This window comes from Pseudomonas guariconensis, from assembly GCF_024127895.1.
In the GTDB taxonomy this organism is placed as follows: Bacteria; Pseudomonadota; Gammaproteobacteria; order Pseudomonadales; family Pseudomonadaceae; genus Aquipseudomonas; species Aquipseudomonas guariconensis_B.
In genome coordinates this window covers 43371-59592 of the sequence record NZ_JAMYBK010000002.1, presented here as the reverse complement: position 1 = coordinate 59592, position 16222 = coordinate 43371, and the positions used below count along the sequence as shown (strand labels likewise).

Genomic DNA, 16222 nt, shown 5'->3' with positions numbered 1-16222 from the left:
ACCTGACGCTGTCGCCTGACCACCCCCCATCTGTAGGCCGAATGGGCGAAATACGGCGTTCTTGTTTCTGTCTTTCCCAGGATTCCGTGAAGAACCCAAAAAAAGGGGAGCATATCGCTCCCCACGAGGTAAACCGCTTGCAGTCGAAGGCGTCTATCAGCCCTCGATCTCGATCAGGATCTCACCCGGAGTCACCCGGTCGCCCTTGGCCACGTGGATAGCGACGACCTTGCCGGCGATGGCCGCCTGGACTTCGGTCTCCATCTTCATGGCTTCGGTGATCAGTACCGCCTGACCGGCCTTGACCATGTCGCCTTCCTTGACCAGCACGTCGACGATGTTGCCCGGCATGGTGGTGCTCACATGACCCGGATCGCTGGCCTGCTTGCGCTTGCTGCCGCCACCACCGACGAATTCGTTGAGCGGCTCGAACACCACTTCTTCCGGCATGCCATCGATGGACAGGTAGAAGTGACGCTTGCCTTCGGCCTTGACACCGACACCGGTAATGTCGACGCGGTAGGTCTCGCCGTGCACGTCGATGACGAACTCGGTCGGCACACCTTCGCCGCTGGCCGAGGCCACGGCACCGGCTTCCGGGATCGGCAGCAGGACTTCGGGCTTGAGGGTGCCGGCTTCGCGCTCCTCGAGGAACTTGCGGCCGATGTCCGGGAACATGGCATAGGTCAGCACGTCTTCTTCACAGCTGGCGAGGCTGCCGATCTCGGCGCGCAGCTTGGCCATTTCCGGCTTGAGCAGGTCGGCCGGACGCACGTCGATCACCTCTTCGCTGCCGATCGCCTGGCGCCGCAGCTTCTCGTCGACTACACCCGGGGCCTTGCCGTAGCCGCCCTGCAGGTACAGCTTCACTTCGTTGGTGATGGTCTTGTAGCGCTCGCCGGCCAGCACGTTGAAGAACGCCTGGGTGCCGACGATCTGCGAGGTCGGGGTGACCAGCGGTGGGAAGCCGAGGTCTTCGCGCACGCGCGGGATCTCCGCCAGCACTTCGTTCATGCGGTTGAGCGCGCCCTGCTCCTTGAGCTGGTTGGCCAGGTTGGAAATCATGCCGCCTGGAACCTGGTTGACCTGCACGCGGGTATCCACGGCGGTGAACTCGCTTTCGAACTGGTGGTACTTCTTGCGCACGGCGTAGAAGTACAGGCCGATCTCCTGCAGCAGCTCCAGGTCCAGGCCGGTGTCGTACTCGCTGCCCTTGAGCGCGGCGACCATCGACTCGGTGCCCGGGTGGCTGGTACCCCAGGCGAAGCTGGAGATAGCGGTGTCGATATGATCGGCGCCGTTTTCCACAGCCTTGAGCTGGCACATGGCGGCTAGGCCGGCGGTGTCGTGGGAGTGGATGAACACCGGCAGCGACTGCTCGGCCTTCAGCGCCTTGACCAGTTCGCCAGTGGCATAGGGAGTCAGCAGGCCGGCCATGTCCTTGATCGCCACCGAGTCGCAACCCATGGCTTCCATCTGCTTGGCCTGGGTCACGAAGGCTTCGATGGTGTGCACCGGGCTGGTGGTGTAAGCGATGGTGCCCTGGGCGTGCTTGCCGGCAGCCTTGACCGCCTCGATGGCCACGCGCAGGTTACGCACGTCGTTCATGGCGTCGAAGATGCGGAACACGTCGATGCCGTTGACCGCCGCCTTGGCGACGAAGGCCTTGACCACGTCGTCGCTGTAATGGCGGTAGCCCAGCAGGTTCTGGCCGCGCAGCAGCATTTGCAGGCGAGTGTTGGGCAGGGCCGCACGCAGCTTGCGCAGGCGCTCCCACGGGTCTTCCTTGAGGAAGCGCACGCAGGCGTCGAAGGTGGCGCCCCCCCAGACTTCCAGCGACCAGTAGCCGACCTTGTCGAGCTTGTCGCAGATCGGCAGCATGTCTTCGGTGCGCATGCGGGTGGCCAGCAGGGACTGGTGGGCGTCGCGCAGGATTGTGTCGGTGACAAAGATTTTCTTGGACATTATTCGGTTCCTCACAGGCCTGCGTGTGCAGCAATGGCGGCGGCGATGGCCAGGGCCAGCTCTTCGGGTTTGCGCTTGATCGAGTAGTTGGTCAGTTCCGGGTGGCTTTCCACGAAGCTGGTGTTGAACTGGCCGCTACGGAATTCCGGATTGCGCAGGATCTCCTGGTAATACGCGGCAGTGGTCTTCACGCCTTGCACACGCATGTCGTCCAGGGCCCGCAGGCCACGGTCCATGGCTTCTTCCCAGGTCAGCGCCCAGACCACCAGTTTCAAGCACATGGAGTCGTAGAACGGCGGAATGGTGTAGCCGGTGTAGATCGCGGTATCGGTGCGTACCCCGGGGCCGCCAGGTGCGTAGTAACGGGTGATCTTGCCGAAGCTGGGCAGGAAGTTGTTCTTCGGATCCTCCGCATTGATGCGAAACTGCAGCGCGTAGCCGCGGTGCTGGATGTCTTCCTGCTTGACCGACAGGGGCAGGCCCGAGGCGATGCGGATCTGCTCGCGGACGATATCGATGCCGGTGATTTCCTCGGTGATGGTGTGCTCCACCTGCACGCGGGTGTTCATCTCCATGAAGTACACCTCGCCATCGGCGAGCAGGAACTCCACGGTGCCGGCGTTCTCGTAGTTGACCGCCTTGGCCGCGCGCACCGCCAGGTCGCCGATGTAGGCGCGCTGTTCCGGGGTCAGCTGGGGGCTCGGGGCGATCTCGATGAGCTTCTGGTTGCGACGCTGGATCGAGCAATCGCGCTCGAACAGGTGCACCACGTTGCCGAAACTGTCACCGAGGATCTGCGCCTCGATGTGCTTGGGATTGACGATGCACTTTTCCAGGAATACTTCGGCCGAACCGAAGGCCTTGGTGGCCTCGGAGATCACCCGCGGGAAGGCCTGCTCCAGCTCCTCGCGGCTGTTGCAGCGACGGATGCCGCGGCCACCACCACCGGAGGTGGCCTTGAGCATCACCGGGTAACCGATGCGGTCACCTTCGCTCAGGGCTTCATGGATGTCGGCGACGTTGCCTTCGGTGCCAGGGGTCACGGGCACCCCGGCCTGGATCATGGTGCGGCGCGCCTCGGTCTTGTCGCCCATGCGGCGAATGACGTCGGCGGCAGGACCGATGAACTTGATCCCGCGCTCGGCGCAGATTTCCGCCAGTTCGGCGTTCTCCGAAAGGAAACCGTAGCCCGGATGCAGGGCATCGCAGCCGGTTTCCACGGCAAGGTTGACCAGCTTGCGCGGGTTCAGGTAGCCGGACAGGGGCTCGGCACCGATACTGTAGGCCTCGTCGGCGCGCTTGACGTGCAAGGCATGACGGTCGGCGTCGGAAAAGATCGCGACCGAGCGAATGCCCATCTCGGCGCATGCACGCACGATCCGAACTGCGATTTCACCCCGGTTGGCGATCAGGATTTTTTTTATCACTGGAGTCTTCCCAAAGCCGATGGAACAGACGACCCGGTTCTACCGGTCGGCGCGTGACCAGACGCTACTGGCCAGTCGCGTATTCACCCTAGCGCTGTAGGTTGATAAACAAAAATCAATATTTATTAGAGGCAGCATTAGCAAAAGCTTATAGTGCAGTAACAAGGTTTTGCCGGAGCCTGGAGAGAAATGCGTAAGTCATTGATGCGTATGACATTGCGTCAATTGCAGATCTTCAACGAAGTGTGCGATTTGCGCTCGTACAGCCGAGCGGCGGAGGAAATGGCGCTGACGCAACCCGCCGTTAGTCTACAGATCCGTCAGCTCGAAGAGCTGATCGGCCAGCCGCTGTTCGAGTACGTCGGCAAGAAGCTCTACCTGACCGAAGCGGCCGAAGCCCTGCAACGGGCCAGCCGGGACATCTTCGGGCGCCTGGAGAACCTCGACATGCAGCTGTCGGACATGCAGGGTTCACTGCAGGGGCAGTTGAAGCTGGCGATCGAGTCCAGCGCCAAGTACTTCGTGCCACACCTGTTCGCCGCCTTCAAGCAACGTCACCCGGAGGTCAACCTGACCCTCACCGTGGTCAACCGGGCCCAGGCGATCCGGCGCCTGTCGGACAACCGCGACGACCTGATCATCATGTCGATGGTCCCCCAGGACATGGGCCTGGAGTTCATGCCGTTCCTGAACAACCCGATCGTCGCCGTGGCGCCGCCCGACCACCCGCTGTGCAAGCTGGAAAAGCTCCGCCTGCAGGACCTGGAGCCTCATACCCTGCTCATCCGCGAGCAAGGTTCGGGCACACGCAAGGCCTGCGAGGAATACTTCAAGGACAAGCGCGTGCACTTCACCCAGACCCTGGAAGTGGCGTCCTCCGACGCCCAGCGCGAATGCGTGATCGCCGGCCTGGGCATTGCCCTGCTGACCCGCCATGCGCTGAACATGGAACTGGCCACGGGCGTGCTCAAGGAACTGCCGGTGGAGGAGCTGCCGCTGTACCGCAGCTGGTGCCTGGTGCAGTCCAAGGCCAAGCGGCAGTCGCCGGTGGCCTTGGCGTTCCAGGCGTTCATTCGCAATGAACGTGCGAGGATCAGCGGGCTTGTGGAGCGATTTTCGGGGAAGTTGCCGCCGATACCTGCCATACCGTGATGTCTTTCAACTCAGGGTAGTCGGCGATCTCACGCAGTAATTGGCGTTGCTCGCAGTAGCTTTCGATCGCACGGCGAAACTCCATGCGACGCTGATCCTTCTCGTGCTGTTTGCGAGCCTTGGCGCTGGGGTGGTACGAGCCATCGTGGTCACGAGCCATTGCCTGTCTCCCAGATGAGGATGCGGGGAGTTTCAGACTGGCGTGATGGTTTTACGGTTTGGTGCAGATCGGGTGACAGTATCGTGAATTCTTGCCGCCAATGGCGGCTTGTTCGCAGGCCAAGAGCCTCTGGGGCCGCTTGGCTTGCCTTGGGCATCCAGGATCAGTCGTCGGTCGCCTTGATCGACTTCGGCGACAACCGCAGGCTGCGCAGGCTGCGCTTGACGCTCTTGAGGTGGTTGACCAGGCTCGGCCCACGGGCCATGGCCACGCCCATGGCCAGCACATCGATCACCACCAGGTGGGCGATCCGTGAGGTCAGCGGGGTGTAGATCTCGGTGTCCTCGTGCACGTCGATGGCCAGGTTGACGGTGGACAACTCCGCCAGCGGCGTCTGGCTCGGGCACAGGGTAATCAGGTTGGCACCGCTCTCGCGCACCAGGTTGGCAGTGATCAGCAGGTCCTTGGAGCGGCCCGACTGGGAGATGCACACCGCCACGTCGCCCGGCTTCAGGGTCACCGCCGACATCGCCTGCATGTGCGGGTCGGAATAGGCCGCGGCGCTGAGCAGCAGACGGAAGAACTTGTGCTGGGCATCGGCGGCCACCGCACCTGAGGCACCGAAACCGTAGAACTCCACGCGCTGGGCCTGGGCCATGGCGGTCACCGCCTGCTGCAGTGCCTGCGGGTCGAGGTGCTCGCGCACTTCCATCAGGGTATGCAAGGTGGTGTCGAAGATCTTCAGGCTGTAGTCGGCGACCGAGTCGTCCTCGTGAATCGCGAACTGCCCGAAACTGGCGCCAGCGGCCAGGCTCTGGGCCAACTTGAGCTTCAGGTCCTGGAAGCCCGAGCAACCGATGGCCCGGCAGAAGCGCACGATGGTCGGTTCGCTGATCCCTACGCTGTGGGCCAGGTCGGCCATGGAACTGTGCATGACGGCAGCCGGATCGAGCAGTACATGGTCGGCCACTTTCAGTTCCGATTTGCGCAGCAAGTGGCGCGATTGGGCGATATGTTGCAACAGATTCACAGGCTGGACTCGGTTATGATCGGCTGGCCGGGATGTAGCTTTCTTGTAGTTATACTACATGACCGGCGACCCGCCCAGCTAAACGAATGTGGAGAGTGGTGGTTTTGACTATTCCTTGCGACATCCTGGTCTTCGGCGGCACGGGCGACCTGGCCCTGCACAAATTGCTGCCGGCGCTCTACCATCTGTATCGCGAGGCCCGTCTGCACAACGCCGTGCGCATCATTGCCCTGGCCCGGCGCAACCTGCCACGGGACGAGTACGTCAAGCTCGCCGAACGCCACTGCCGCGCCCAGATCGCTCGCAATGATTTCGAAGAGGACGTCTGGCGGCGCTTCTGCGCCCGCCTGGACTACTTCGCCATGGACGCCTCGCAAAGCGCCGACTTCGGCCGCCTGGCCCGTTATCTCGGCGAGCCCGGCGGGCTGACGCGGGTCTACTACCTGGCCACCGCCCCCAACCTGTTCGTGCCCATCGTCAACCACCTGCGCATCGCAGGCCTGGCCGACAGCGAGGCGCGCATCGTGCTGGAAAAACCCATCGGCCACTCGCTCGGTTCGGCCACCGCCATCAATGAAGCCATAGGCGCGGTGTTCGACGAGTCCCAGGTGTTTCGCATCGACCACTACCTGGGCAAGGAGACGGTGCAGAACCTCATGGCCCTGCGCTTCGCCAATGCCCTGCTCGAGCCGGTGTGGCGCAATGGCCAGGTCGATCATGTACAGATCAGCGTCTGCGAGACCCTCGGCGTGGAGAACCGTGGTGCCTATTACGACCGTGCCGGGGCGACCCGCGACATGCTGCAGAACCACCTGCTGCAGTTGCTGTGCCTGGTGGCCATGGAGCCTCCCGCGCAGTTCGAGGCCGAGGCGGTGCGCGACGAGAAGGTGAAGATCCTCCGTGCCCTCAAGCCGATCACCGGCCAGGACGTGCAGGACAAGACCGTGCGCGGCCAGTACGGCGCCGGCAGGATCGGCGGCCAGGAAGTGCCGGCCTACTACTTCGAGAAGGACGTGGACAACGACAGCGATACCGAGACCTTCGTCGCCGTGCAGGCACAGATCGACAACTGGCGCTGGGCCGGCGTGCCGTTCTACCTGCGCACCGGCAAGCGCATGGCGCGGCGCTCGTCGCAGATCGTCATCCAGTTCAAGCCTGTGCCCCATCAGCTGTTCAGCGGTGGCCAGGTCAACCAGTTGCTGATCCAGTTGCAACCGGAGGAACGCATCAGCCTGCGCATGATGACCAAGAGCCCGGGCAAGGGCATGCGCCTGGAACCGGTGGAACTGGACCTGAACCTGGCCCAGGTGTTCGGCCAGACCCGCCGCTGGGAAGCCTACGAGCGCCTGCTGCTGGATGTGCTGGCGGGCGATTCGACCCTGTTCATGCGCCGCGACGAAGTGGAAGCCGCATGGGCCTGGATCGACCCGATCCTCAAGGGCTGGGAGGAGCACTTCCAGGCCCCGCGCCCCTACCCCGCCGGCACCAACGGGCCGGAGCAAGCCAACAGCCTGCTGGCGCACCAGGGCCGGGCCTGGCACGCATGAAGCAGCGCTTTGCCCCCTAGGCGCCGGGATTGGCCAGCAGGGCCTCGAAGCGTCGCGCGTCGACCGGCTTGCTGATCAGGTAGCCCTGCGCCTCGTCACACCCATGCTCGCGCAGGAATGCCAGCTGCTCGCGGGTTTCCACCCCCTCCGCCACCACCTTCAGCTCAAGGCTCTTGGCCATGGCGATGATCGCCCGGGTGATGGCCGCATCCTGCCGGCCTTCATGCAGGCCGCGGATGAAGGCCTGGTCGATCTTCACGTAGTCGACCGGGAAGCGCTTGAGGTAGCTCAGCGACGAATAGCCAGTGCCGAAGTCGTCGATAGCCAGCTTGACCCCCAGCTCATGCAACTGGCGGAAGGTGGCGATGATGTGCTCGACGCTGTCGAGCAACTGGCTTTCGGTCAGTTCCAGCTCCAGCAGGTGCGGCGCCAGCCCGCTCTCGTCCAGCACCTGGCGCACCAGGCTGACGATCTTGCCCTGGCGCAGTTGGTAGACCGACAGGTTCACCGAGACGCGGATCGCCAGCCCCTGGCGCTGCCACTCGCACGCCTGCCAGCAGGCCTGGCGCAGGACGAACTCACCCATCGGTGCGATCAGCCCGGTTTCCTCGGCCAGGCCGATGAACTCGCCCGGCGGCACCATGCCCCATTCGGGATGCTGCCAGCGCACCAGCGCTTCGGCCGCGTGCAGGCGGCCGCTGCGTAGGCACAGCTTGGGCTGGTAGTAGACCAGCAACTGCCGCTCGTCGAGGGCCTTGCGCAGTTGGTTTTCCAGTTGCAGGCGCTCAAGGGTGCTGGCGCGCAGGCTCTCGGTGTAGAACTGGAAATTGTCGCCGCCCAGGTGCTTGGCATGCTGCTTGGCCATGTCAGCCTGGCTCAGCAGCGCGTTGACGTCGAAGGTCGCGTCCGGCAACAGGCTGATCCCCACCGAGGCGCTGACCACCACTTCATGGCCACCCAGGCGCTGGGGAACGCGCAACTTGTCGAGCAACCGCGTAGTGACCCGCACCAGGCTGGACAGGTTGCTGTAGCCGTCGAACAGCACGACGAATTCATCACCGGAAAGACGCGCGACAGTATCGGCCTCGGGCACCGCATTGGCGATGCGCTGGGCCATCCGCTTGAGCAACGTGTCGGCCCATTCATGGCCGAGGCTCTCGTTGAGCAGCTTGAAACGGTCCAGGTCGATGTGCAGCAGCGCCAGGCTGCGACCATTGAGGCGCACCCGCTGCACCGCCTCGTGCAGGCGCAGGCGAAACAGCGCGCGGTTGGCCAGCCCGGTCAGGTCATCGTAATGGGCCAGGTAGCGCAAGCGCTCCTCGGATTCGCGTCGCGCCGACAGGTCGGTATAGAAACCGACGATGTTGCTGATATTGCCGCGCACGTCACGCACGCCATTGAGCTGCAGCCATTGCGGGTAGAGTTCGCCATTGCTGCGCGCCTCCACCAACTCGCCCTGCCAGCGCCCCTGCTGCTCCAGGGCCTGGCCGATCGCCTGGCTGTGGCGCCGGGCATCGCGGCTGCAGGGCAGGTCCAGGGCGTTGCGCTGGATCAGCTCCCCCCGACAGTAGCCGGTGATGTCGCAAAAAGCCTGATTGACCGCCAGCAGCTGGAAATCCGCATCGAGAATGGCGATGCCTTCGCTGGCCGCTTCGAACACAGTGGCGGCCAGGCGTTGCTGCTCTTCCTGCTCCTTGCGCGCCGTGATGTCGCGGCGCGTACCGAGCATGCGCAGCACCTTGCCGTCGGGGCCATGCTCCACCGCCCGGCCACGGTCCTCGATCCAGCACCAGTGGCCTTGGGTGTGGCGCACGCGGTACTCGACACAATAGTCTTCGCTGCGGCCCTTGAGGTGCTCGACCAGGGTCCGGCGCAACAGCGGCAGGTCGTCCGGATGCAGGCGTGGCTTGAGGTCGGCACGGACCGAGCGGACCTGCCGCGGGTCCAGGCCGAACAAGGCATGTAGCTGGGTGTGATGCACCTCGTCGCTCTCCAGGTTCCAGTCCCACAGCCCCAGCTCACTGGCGTCCAATGCCAGGGCCAGGCGCTGCTCGCTCGTACCCAGGGCATGGTTGGCCAGGTCCAGTTCATGGCTGCGCTGGGCTACCTGCTGCTCCAGCCCGGCCTGGGCCTGGCGCAGTTGATCTTCGGCGCACCGGCGCTGTTCCACCTCGCTGAGCAATACCTGGTTCAGGTGCTCGCCATGGCGCTGGGCCTCCTGCAACTGCTCGATCAGCGCCTGGTTCTGGAAGCGCCGCAACAGGCCGCGCTCGATCAGCCGGTTGACCTGCCAGGCCACCACCATCAGCGCCGCCAGCAGGATCAGGCCGAGCCAGCCCCACCCCCGCTGCAGACCCGCTTGGTAGTAGAACAGGAACAGGATCGGTGGCAGCAGGCAGGGCAAGGCGAAACTGAGAAAGGCCGGCAGGCTCACCGCATAGGCCACGCTGGCCGACAGCACCGCTGCCCCCAGCAAGCCGAACACCCAGGCCTGTTGCACGAAGTTCTCCACAGGCACCAGGACGATTGCCGCACAGGCCAAGGTCAGGCCGCTGAACGCCGAGCCGAGCAGGAACATGCGATGCCAGGTCGGCTTGGCCTGGCGCGCTGGCGTCGCCGCATCGAAAGCCGCCACCTGGATCACCCGCAGGGCCACCAGCGCCAGCAACCAGATCAGCCACACGCCGACCAGCAGGTAGCGCGCAGGGCTCCACAACAGCCAGGCGCACAGCAGGCCGTTGAGCAACATGAACAGGGTGGGCAACAGCGAGCCCTGGTAGAGCAGGCGGGTTCGCTCGATGGAGAGCTGGGTCGCGAATTGCCTGCGTACGTTCCTTATGGTTTGCGGCGATGCTCCGCTCGCCGTGCAATCCTGGGTCATAGGGCAGTGTTCTTGTTATGTTCTTGGCCGCAAAACGAGCAGGGAGCATACACAAGCCCCGCCCCAGGCCAAACTGCTCTGCGTCAGGATGCGCGAAAATACCGCGGCCTTCGCCCCGCGACCGCTCAAGCACGCGGCTCACTCAGCCGTGTCGATGAGTGGCCGGCCAGGCACGGCAAGATTTATCCTAGGGCCGTTTGCCCCTGCCCCCTGCGCGGCCCTAGAATGGCCGGATGCGCAACGATGACCTCTCCCTCCTGCTGAACTCCCTCAACGACGCCCAACGCCAGGCCGTAGCGGCCCCGGTGGGGCGTCAATTGGTGCTTGCCGGCGCCGGCTCGGGCAAGACCCGCGTGCTGGTGCACCGTATCGCCTGGCTGATCCAGGTCGAGCAGGCCTCGCCCCACTCGATCCTGTCGGTGACCTTCACCAACAAGGCCGCGGCGGAAATGCGCCAGCGGATCGAGCAACTGCTGGGCATCAACCCAGCCGGCATGTGGGTGGGGACCTTCCACGGCCTGGCCCACCGCCTGTTGCGGGCCCACTGGCAGGAAGCGCGGCTGGCGCAGAACTTCCAGATCCTCGACAGCGACGACCAGCAACGCCTGATCAAGCGGGTGATCCGCGAGCTCGGCCTCGACGAACAGCGCTGGCCGGCGCGCCAGGCCCAATGGTTCATCAACGGGCAGAAGGACGAAGGCCTGCGCCCGCAGCACATCCAGGCCAGCGGCGACCTGTTCCTGGCCACCATGCGCTCGATCTACGAAGCCTACGAACAGGCCTGCGAGCGTGCCGGGGTCATCGACTTTTCCGAATTGCTGCTGCGCGCCCTGGACCTGTGGCGCGACCACCCCGGCTTGCTCGAGCACTACCAGCGGCGCTTCCGCCACCTGCTGGTGGACGAGTTCCAGGACACCAACGCAGTGCAGTACGCCTGGCTGCGCCTGCTCGCCGCCGGTGGCGACAGCCTGATGGCCGTGGGTGACGACGACCAGTCGATCTATGGCTGGCGCGGCGCCAAGATCGAGAACATCCACCAGTACACCGCCGACTTCCCCGACGCCGAACTGATCCGCCTGGAGCAGAACTATCGCTCCACCGGCGGCATCCTCAAGGCTGCCAACGCGCTGATCGCCAACAACAGCGGGCGCCTGGGCAAGGAGCTGTGGACCGACATGGGCGAAGGCGAGCCGCTGAGCCTGTACGCCGCCTATAACGAGCACGACGAAGCGCGCTACGTGGTGGAAACCATCGAAAGCATCCTCAGGCAGGGCAACGCACGCAGCGAGATCGCCATTCTCTACCGCTCCAATGCCCAGTCGCGGGTGCTGGAGGAAGCCCTGCTGCGCGAGCGCATCCCCTACCGTATCTATGGTGGCCAGCGCTTCTTCGAACGCGCCGAGATCAAGAACGCCATGGCCTACCTGCGCCTGCTCGAAGGCCGTGGCAACGACGCGGCCCTGGAGCGGGTGATCAACGTGCCGCCCCGCGGCATCGGCGAGAAGACCGTCGAGGCCATCCGCGAGCACGCGCGCCACAGCCAGTTGTCGATGTGGGAGGCGATGTGCCAGTTGCTCGCCGCCAAGGCCCTCAAGGGCCGCGCCGCCAGTGCTCTGGGCGCCTTCATCGAACTGATCGAGAACCTCGCCGCCAAGGTCCTGGACATGCCGCTGCACCTGATGACCCAGACCGTCATCGAACAGTCCGGGCTGATCATCTATCACCAGGAAGAAAAGGGCGAGAAAGGCCAGGCGCGGGTAGAGAACCTCGAGGAACTTGTCAGCGCGGCGCGCAACTTCGAAACCAGTGACGACGACGCCGACCTCTCGCCCTTGTCGGCTTTCCTTGGCCACGCCTCGCTGGAAGCCGGCGATGCCCAGGCCGACGAGCACGAGGACAGCATCCAGTTGATGACCCTGCACAGTGCCAAGGGCCTGGAGTTTCCCTATGTGTTCCTGGTGGGCATGGAAGAGGGCCTGTTCCCCCACAAGATGAGCCTGGAGGAGCCCGGCCGTCTGGAAGAGGAGCGGCGCCTGGCCTACGTGGGCATCACCCGGGCCATGCGCCAGCTGATCATGACCTATGCCGAGACACGTCGGCTGTATGGCAGCGAGACCTACAACAAGGTGTCGCGCTTCGTACGGGAGATTCCGGCCGGGTTGGTCCAGGAAGTGCGCCTGTCCAACAGTGTCAGCCGCCCCTTCGGCGGTGCGCAGGCCACCTCGAGCAGCCTGTTCGCCAATGCCAGCATCCCGCAGACCGCGTTCGCCCTCGGCCAGCGCGTGCAGCATGCGGTGTTTGGCGAGGGCGTGATCCTCAACTTCGAGGGCTCCGGTGCCCAGGCGCGGGTGCAGGTGAACTTCGCCGAAGGCAGCAAGTGGCTGATGCTGGGGTACGCCAAGCTGGAAGCGATCTGACCTGTGGGGCTGCATTGCAGCCCCAGATAACAGTTGAAATGTCCTACAGCCTGATCAGCCTTGGCCTCCGGCCAATCAGGCAAAAGCTGGAAACATTATGGCACTGGCCATATGTCCTACAACCTGTGCACCATGACGCGCGTGCAATCCACAACAGGGGAAATCCCACTTATGCAACGTTTTCTTAGCATCGCTCTGGCGCTCTGCGTCGGCCTGACGCTGAGCCTGGATGCCAACGCCAAGCGCTTCGGCGGTGGCAAGAGCTCGGGCTCCGCGCCTATCCACCAGACCCGCCAGGCCACGCCAACCACGCCTGCCGCCGCGCCGACCGCGCCTGGCCGCGCTCCGGCCGCAGCCAGCGGTGCTTCGCGCTGGCTGGGCCCACTGGCCGGCCTCGCCGCCGGTGGCCTGCTGGCCTCCATGTTCATGGGCGATGGCTTCCAGGGCATGCAGATCCTCGACTTCCTGATCATGGGCCTGATCGCCTTCCTGGTGTTCCGCTTCATCGCCGCGCGGCGTCGCCAGCAGCAGCCGCAGATGGCCGGTGCCAACCACGCACCGTACCAGCGCGAAACCCACGCCCAGCCTGCCCAACCGTCGATCTTCGGTGGCGCCGCAGCCCCCGCTGCCGCAGCCGCACCGGTGATCAACGCGCCAGCCTGGTTCAACGAGCAGAGCTTCCTGGCCGCCGCACGCACCCACTTCATGTCGCTGCAGCAGCACTGGGACGCCAACGAGATGGACAAGATCTCCGAGTTCGTCACCCCGCAGATGCTCGAGTTCCTCAAGCGCGAGCGTGCCGACCTGGGTGATGGCTTCCAGTCCACCTACATCGACAACCTCGAAGTGCAGCTGGAAGGCATCGACGACCGTGCCGACCGGACCATCGCCACCCTGACCTTCCATGGTGTGTCGAAGACCTCCCGTTTCGACCAGGGCGAAGCCTTCAGCGAAAGCTGGCACATGGAGCGCGCCCAGGGCGAGAACCAGCCTTGGCTGCTCGCCGGTATCCGCCAGAACGGCTGATTCCAGGCATTGCACAACGAACCCCGGGCATGTCCCGGGGTTTTTGCTTTTGGCCCAGTGGGCTACTAGGGTATAACGCGCAGCGTCGTCATCAAGGTCAGAGGATGTGAACCGTGGAAGAAGTGATCGATCAGCTCCGTGAAGCCAATGAGCCGGTACCGGTGCCACTGGAACTGCCGGACGAAGACCTGTTGGTCGAGATCGAGGAAGAACTGCTGATCAACATGCCGTTCGGCCTGCGGGAGTTCCTGCTGACCGTCAGCGACGTGGTCTACGGCAGCCTGGAGCCAGTGACCGTCACCGACCCGCAATCCCACACCTACCTGCCCGAGGTGGCCGCCAATGCCTGGGATGCCGGCGTCCCCCGCGACCTGGTGCCGCTGTGCCAGGATGGCGACAACTACTACTGCGTCGAGGAAGATGGCACGGTGGTGCTGTGGGACGCGGAAGAAGAAGCGATCAGCGAAGACAGCTGGGAGACGGTCTGGCACTGGGCCCGGGACGTCTGGCTGGAAAGCTGACCGGCAATCGAACCTGCCTGCGCCGATGAAGGCGCAGGCAGTCGGCATGCGCTCGCTCAGTGCGAGTCGCGGTGGTTGTCCAGGGTTTCCAGCAAGGCGATCTGCATGCGGGTATGCACCCGGATGAACCAGCGCCACAACAGTGCCACCACCACCGCCGCCACGACTGCGATCACCAGCAACAGCTCATTGGTGGGCAAGATGCTCGCCGACAGGGCCGACAGCAGCAGGAAGATCACCAGCAACGACAGCAGCGGAATCACCTCGGCGATCACCCGACGCACACGCTGGGTATGTCGCCCGGCCATCTCAGGCTTCACGCCCATCTCCGCCAGCAGCATCGACAGCGCCTTGAGCTTGCGGTAGGCGGCGATCAGGAACGGCAGCGACAACAGCAGCGCGGCGCCCCAGATCAGTGCCTTCTGCTGGCTGACATCGCTGACCCATTCGCTCAACCACTCGCCGATACGCCCGGCGAAGTAGCCACCACTGAAGAAGATGGCAATCACCAGGGCCAGGTTCACGCCCACCTGCAGCAGGATGCGCCGGATCATCGCCGCGAGCATGGCCCCCTCGCCCTGGGGCTGGATGCTGCGCAGCCACTCGCCATACAACGACAGCACCCTCGCCAGTCGGCTTGGCACCACATTGCCGAGCTTTCGCGAGAGCGGGTCGGCGGCGCGGATCAGGTAGGGCGTGAGCAAAGTGGTGATGGCCGACACCGCGACGGCGACGGGGTAGAGGAAGTCGCTGGTGACCTGCAGCGACATGCCGAGGGCGGCGATGATGAAGGAAAACTCGCCGATCTGCGAAAGCCCCATCCCCACCCGCAGCGAGGTGCGGCCGTCATTGCCGGCGATGAAGGCCCCCATGCCGCAGGACAGCATCTTGCCCAGCACCACCGCCAGGGTAATCACCAGGATCGGCCAGGCGTACTGGATCAGCACGCTCAGGTCGATCATCAGGCCGATGGCAACGAAGAAGATGGCGCTGAACAGGTCGCGAACCGGCTCGATCAGGCGCTCGATCTTCAGCAACTGGCGGGATTCGGCCATGATCGCGCCGATCAGGAACGCGCCCAGGACCATGCTGTATTCGAGCTTGACCACCAGCAGGCAGAAACCGAAGCACAGGCCCAGCACGGTAATCAGCAACATCTCGTTGCTCTCGAACTTCGCCACGTACGCCAGCAGCCGTGGCACCAGCAGGATGCCGATCACCAGCGCGACGATCATGAACAACGACAGCTTGCCCACCGTGGAGAACACTTCGCCCGAGCTTACCGTGCCGCTGACCGCGATGCCCGACAACAGGGCGATGATGCCGATGCCGAGGATGTCCTCGACGATCAGTACGCCGAAGATCAGCTGGGCGAAACGCTCGTTCTTCATCTTCAAGTCGTTGAGCGCCTTGACGATGATGGTGGTCGAGGAAATGGCCAGGATCGCCCCGAGGAACAGCGAATCCATGGTATTCCAGCCGAACCAGCGGCCGATCTCGAAACCGATCCAGATCATCAGGACGATTTCCATGAACGCCGCGATGAACGCCGTGGCCCCGACCTTGAACAGCTTGCGCAGGCTGAACTCCAGGCCCAGGCAGAACATCAGGAAGATCACCCCCAGTTCGGCGAGGGTCTTGATGGTGTCTTCATCGTGGATCAGGCCGAAGGGCGGTGTGTGCGGGCCAATGATGAAACCGGCGACGATGTAGCCCAGCACCACGGGCTGCTTGAAGCGATGGAACAAAATGGTGACCACCCCGGCGACCAGCATGATCACTGCCAGATCCTGGATGAAGCTGATGGCATGCATGGCGTGGTACTCCTTTCTCGATGCCAGGGCAAACCGCTCCTCTGCCAAGGCAAACCTGAGCGAGCAGCAAATACATAATGTTTTTAACGCAGGAACGCCCATGTTGCATGGGCGTGCTCAGGTTAACATCGCGCCCTGCCGCAGAAAGCCGATGCAATATGTAGAAACAGATCGGCCATTGCGTCATTGTCGATGGCACTATCCGCGTGACGATGTCGCATCGGCCGACGTCCCGTAAAGATCGGAACCACCAAGGGGGAACAGAAGTGTCTGCAGATAACG

At 63.9% G+C, this 16222-nt stretch carries 11 protein-coding genes; 5 read left to right on the top strand and 6 right to left on the bottom strand.

Going from position 1 to position 16222, the window contains the following annotated elements:
- Positions 1-156: 156 nt before the first annotated feature.
- Positions 157-1965, bottom strand: a complete 1809-nt coding sequence (oadA, locus tag NJF35_RS02810) for a sodium-extruding oxaloacetate decarboxylase subunit alpha (protein WP_225786808.1) — start codon at positions 1963-1965, stop codon at positions 157-159.
- Positions 1966-1976: 11 nt separating this feature from the next.
- Positions 1977-3392, bottom strand: a complete 1416-nt coding sequence (locus NJF35_RS02805) for an acetyl-CoA carboxylase biotin carboxylase subunit (RefSeq protein ID WP_253090658.1) — start codon at positions 3390-3392, stop codon at positions 1977-1979.
- Between the two features lie 189 nt (positions 3393-3581).
- Between NJF35_RS02805 and NJF35_RS02800 the strand changes: the two genes are divergently transcribed.
- Positions 3582-4544 (top strand): LysR family transcriptional regulator, encoded by a 963-nt coding sequence (locus NJF35_RS02800; RefSeq protein ID WP_317235042.1) that lies wholly within the window; start codon positions 3582-3584, stop codon positions 4542-4544.
- Here the strand turns inward: NJF35_RS02800 and NJF35_RS02795 are convergent.
- Together NJF35_RS02795 and hexR are read right to left on the bottom strand one after the other, a co-directional pair.
- Complete coding sequence (locus NJF35_RS02795) at positions 4486-4704, bottom strand: PA3496 family putative envelope integrity protein (RefSeq protein ID WP_225786810.1); 219 nt, start codon at positions 4702-4704, stop codon at positions 4486-4488. The genes NJF35_RS02800 and NJF35_RS02795 overlap by 59 nt on opposite strands.
- Before the next feature lie 163 nt (positions 4705-4867).
- Positions 4868-5734, bottom strand: coding sequence for a transcriptional regulator HexR (gene hexR, locus NJF35_RS02790; protein ID WP_011536461.1), 867 nt, complete (start codon positions 5732-5734; stop codon positions 4868-4870).
- Positions 5735-5838: 104 nt separating this feature from the next.
- Here hexR and zwf point away from each other — a divergent pair, with 104 nt between their 5' ends.
- Positions 5839-7281: a glucose-6-phosphate dehydrogenase gene (gene zwf / locus NJF35_RS02785; protein ID WP_225786811.1), complete on the top strand. Its 1443-nt coding sequence runs from the start codon at positions 5839-5841 to the stop codon at positions 7279-7281.
- Between the two features lie 16 nt (positions 7282-7297).
- Here zwf and NJF35_RS02780 read toward each other — a convergent pair whose 3' ends face one another.
- Positions 7298-10162: an EAL domain-containing protein gene (locus NJF35_RS02780; protein ID WP_225786812.1), complete on the bottom strand. Its 2865-nt coding sequence runs from the start codon at positions 10160-10162 to the stop codon at positions 7298-7300.
- A 233-nt stretch (positions 10163-10395) separates the two neighbouring features.
- On the opposite strand from NJF35_RS02780, the gene uvrD reads away from it, so the two are divergent.
- From uvrD to NJF35_RS02765, 3 genes are all read left to right on the top strand, one after another.
- On the top strand, positions 10396-12579 hold the full coding sequence (gene uvrD / locus NJF35_RS02775) for a DNA helicase II (RefSeq protein WP_225786813.1): 2184 nt from the start codon (positions 10396-10398) through the stop codon (positions 12577-12579).
- Between the two features lie 171 nt (positions 12580-12750).
- Entirely contained in the window at positions 12751-13605 is an 855-nt protein-coding gene (locus NJF35_RS02770) for a Tim44 domain-containing protein (RefSeq protein WP_225786814.1), read from the top strand.
- A gap of 113 nt (positions 13606-13718) precedes the next feature.
- Positions 13719-14126 carry an SMI1/KNR4 family protein gene (locus NJF35_RS02765; RefSeq protein WP_225786815.1) on the top strand — a complete coding sequence of 136 codons (408 nt, stop codon included), beginning with the start codon at positions 13719-13721 and terminating at the stop codon, positions 14124-14126.
- Positions 14127-14182: 56 nt separating this feature from the next.
- On the opposite strand, the gene NJF35_RS02760 is transcribed toward NJF35_RS02765, so the two are convergent.
- Positions 14183-15940, bottom strand: coding sequence for a cation:proton antiporter (locus tag NJF35_RS02760; RefSeq protein WP_225786816.1), 1758 nt, complete (start codon positions 15938-15940; stop codon positions 14183-14185).
- Positions 15941-16222: the final 282 nt, after the last annotated feature.

Excerpts from the sequence above, each read along its gene's own strand:
- NJF35_RS02780 (WP_225786812.1), bottom strand. The coding sequence starts at position 10,162 with ATGACCCAGGATTGCACGGCGAGCGGAGCATCGCCGCAAACCATAAGG.
- NJF35_RS02795 (WP_225786810.1), bottom strand. The coding sequence starts at position 4,704 with ATGGCTCGTGACCACGATGGCTCGTACCACCCCAGCGCCAAGGCTCGC.
- NJF35_RS02770 (WP_225786814.1), top strand. The coding sequence starts at position 12,751 with ATGCAACGTTTTCTTAGCATCGCTCTGGCGCTCTGCGTCGGCCTGACG.
- uvrD (WP_225786813.1), top strand. The coding sequence starts at position 10,396 with ATGCGCAACGATGACCTCTCCCTCCTGCTGAACTCCCTCAACGACGCC.
- NJF35_RS02760 (WP_225786816.1), bottom strand. The coding sequence starts at position 15,940 with ATGCATGCCATCAGCTTCATCCAGGATCTGGCAGTGATCATGCTGGTC.
- NJF35_RS02800 (WP_317235042.1), top strand. The coding sequence starts at position 3,582 with ATGCGTAAGTCATTGATGCGTATGACATTGCGTCAATTGCAGATCTTC.
- oadA (WP_225786808.1), bottom strand. The coding sequence starts at position 1,965 with ATGTCCAAGAAAATCTTTGTCACCGACACAATCCTGCGCGACGCCCAC.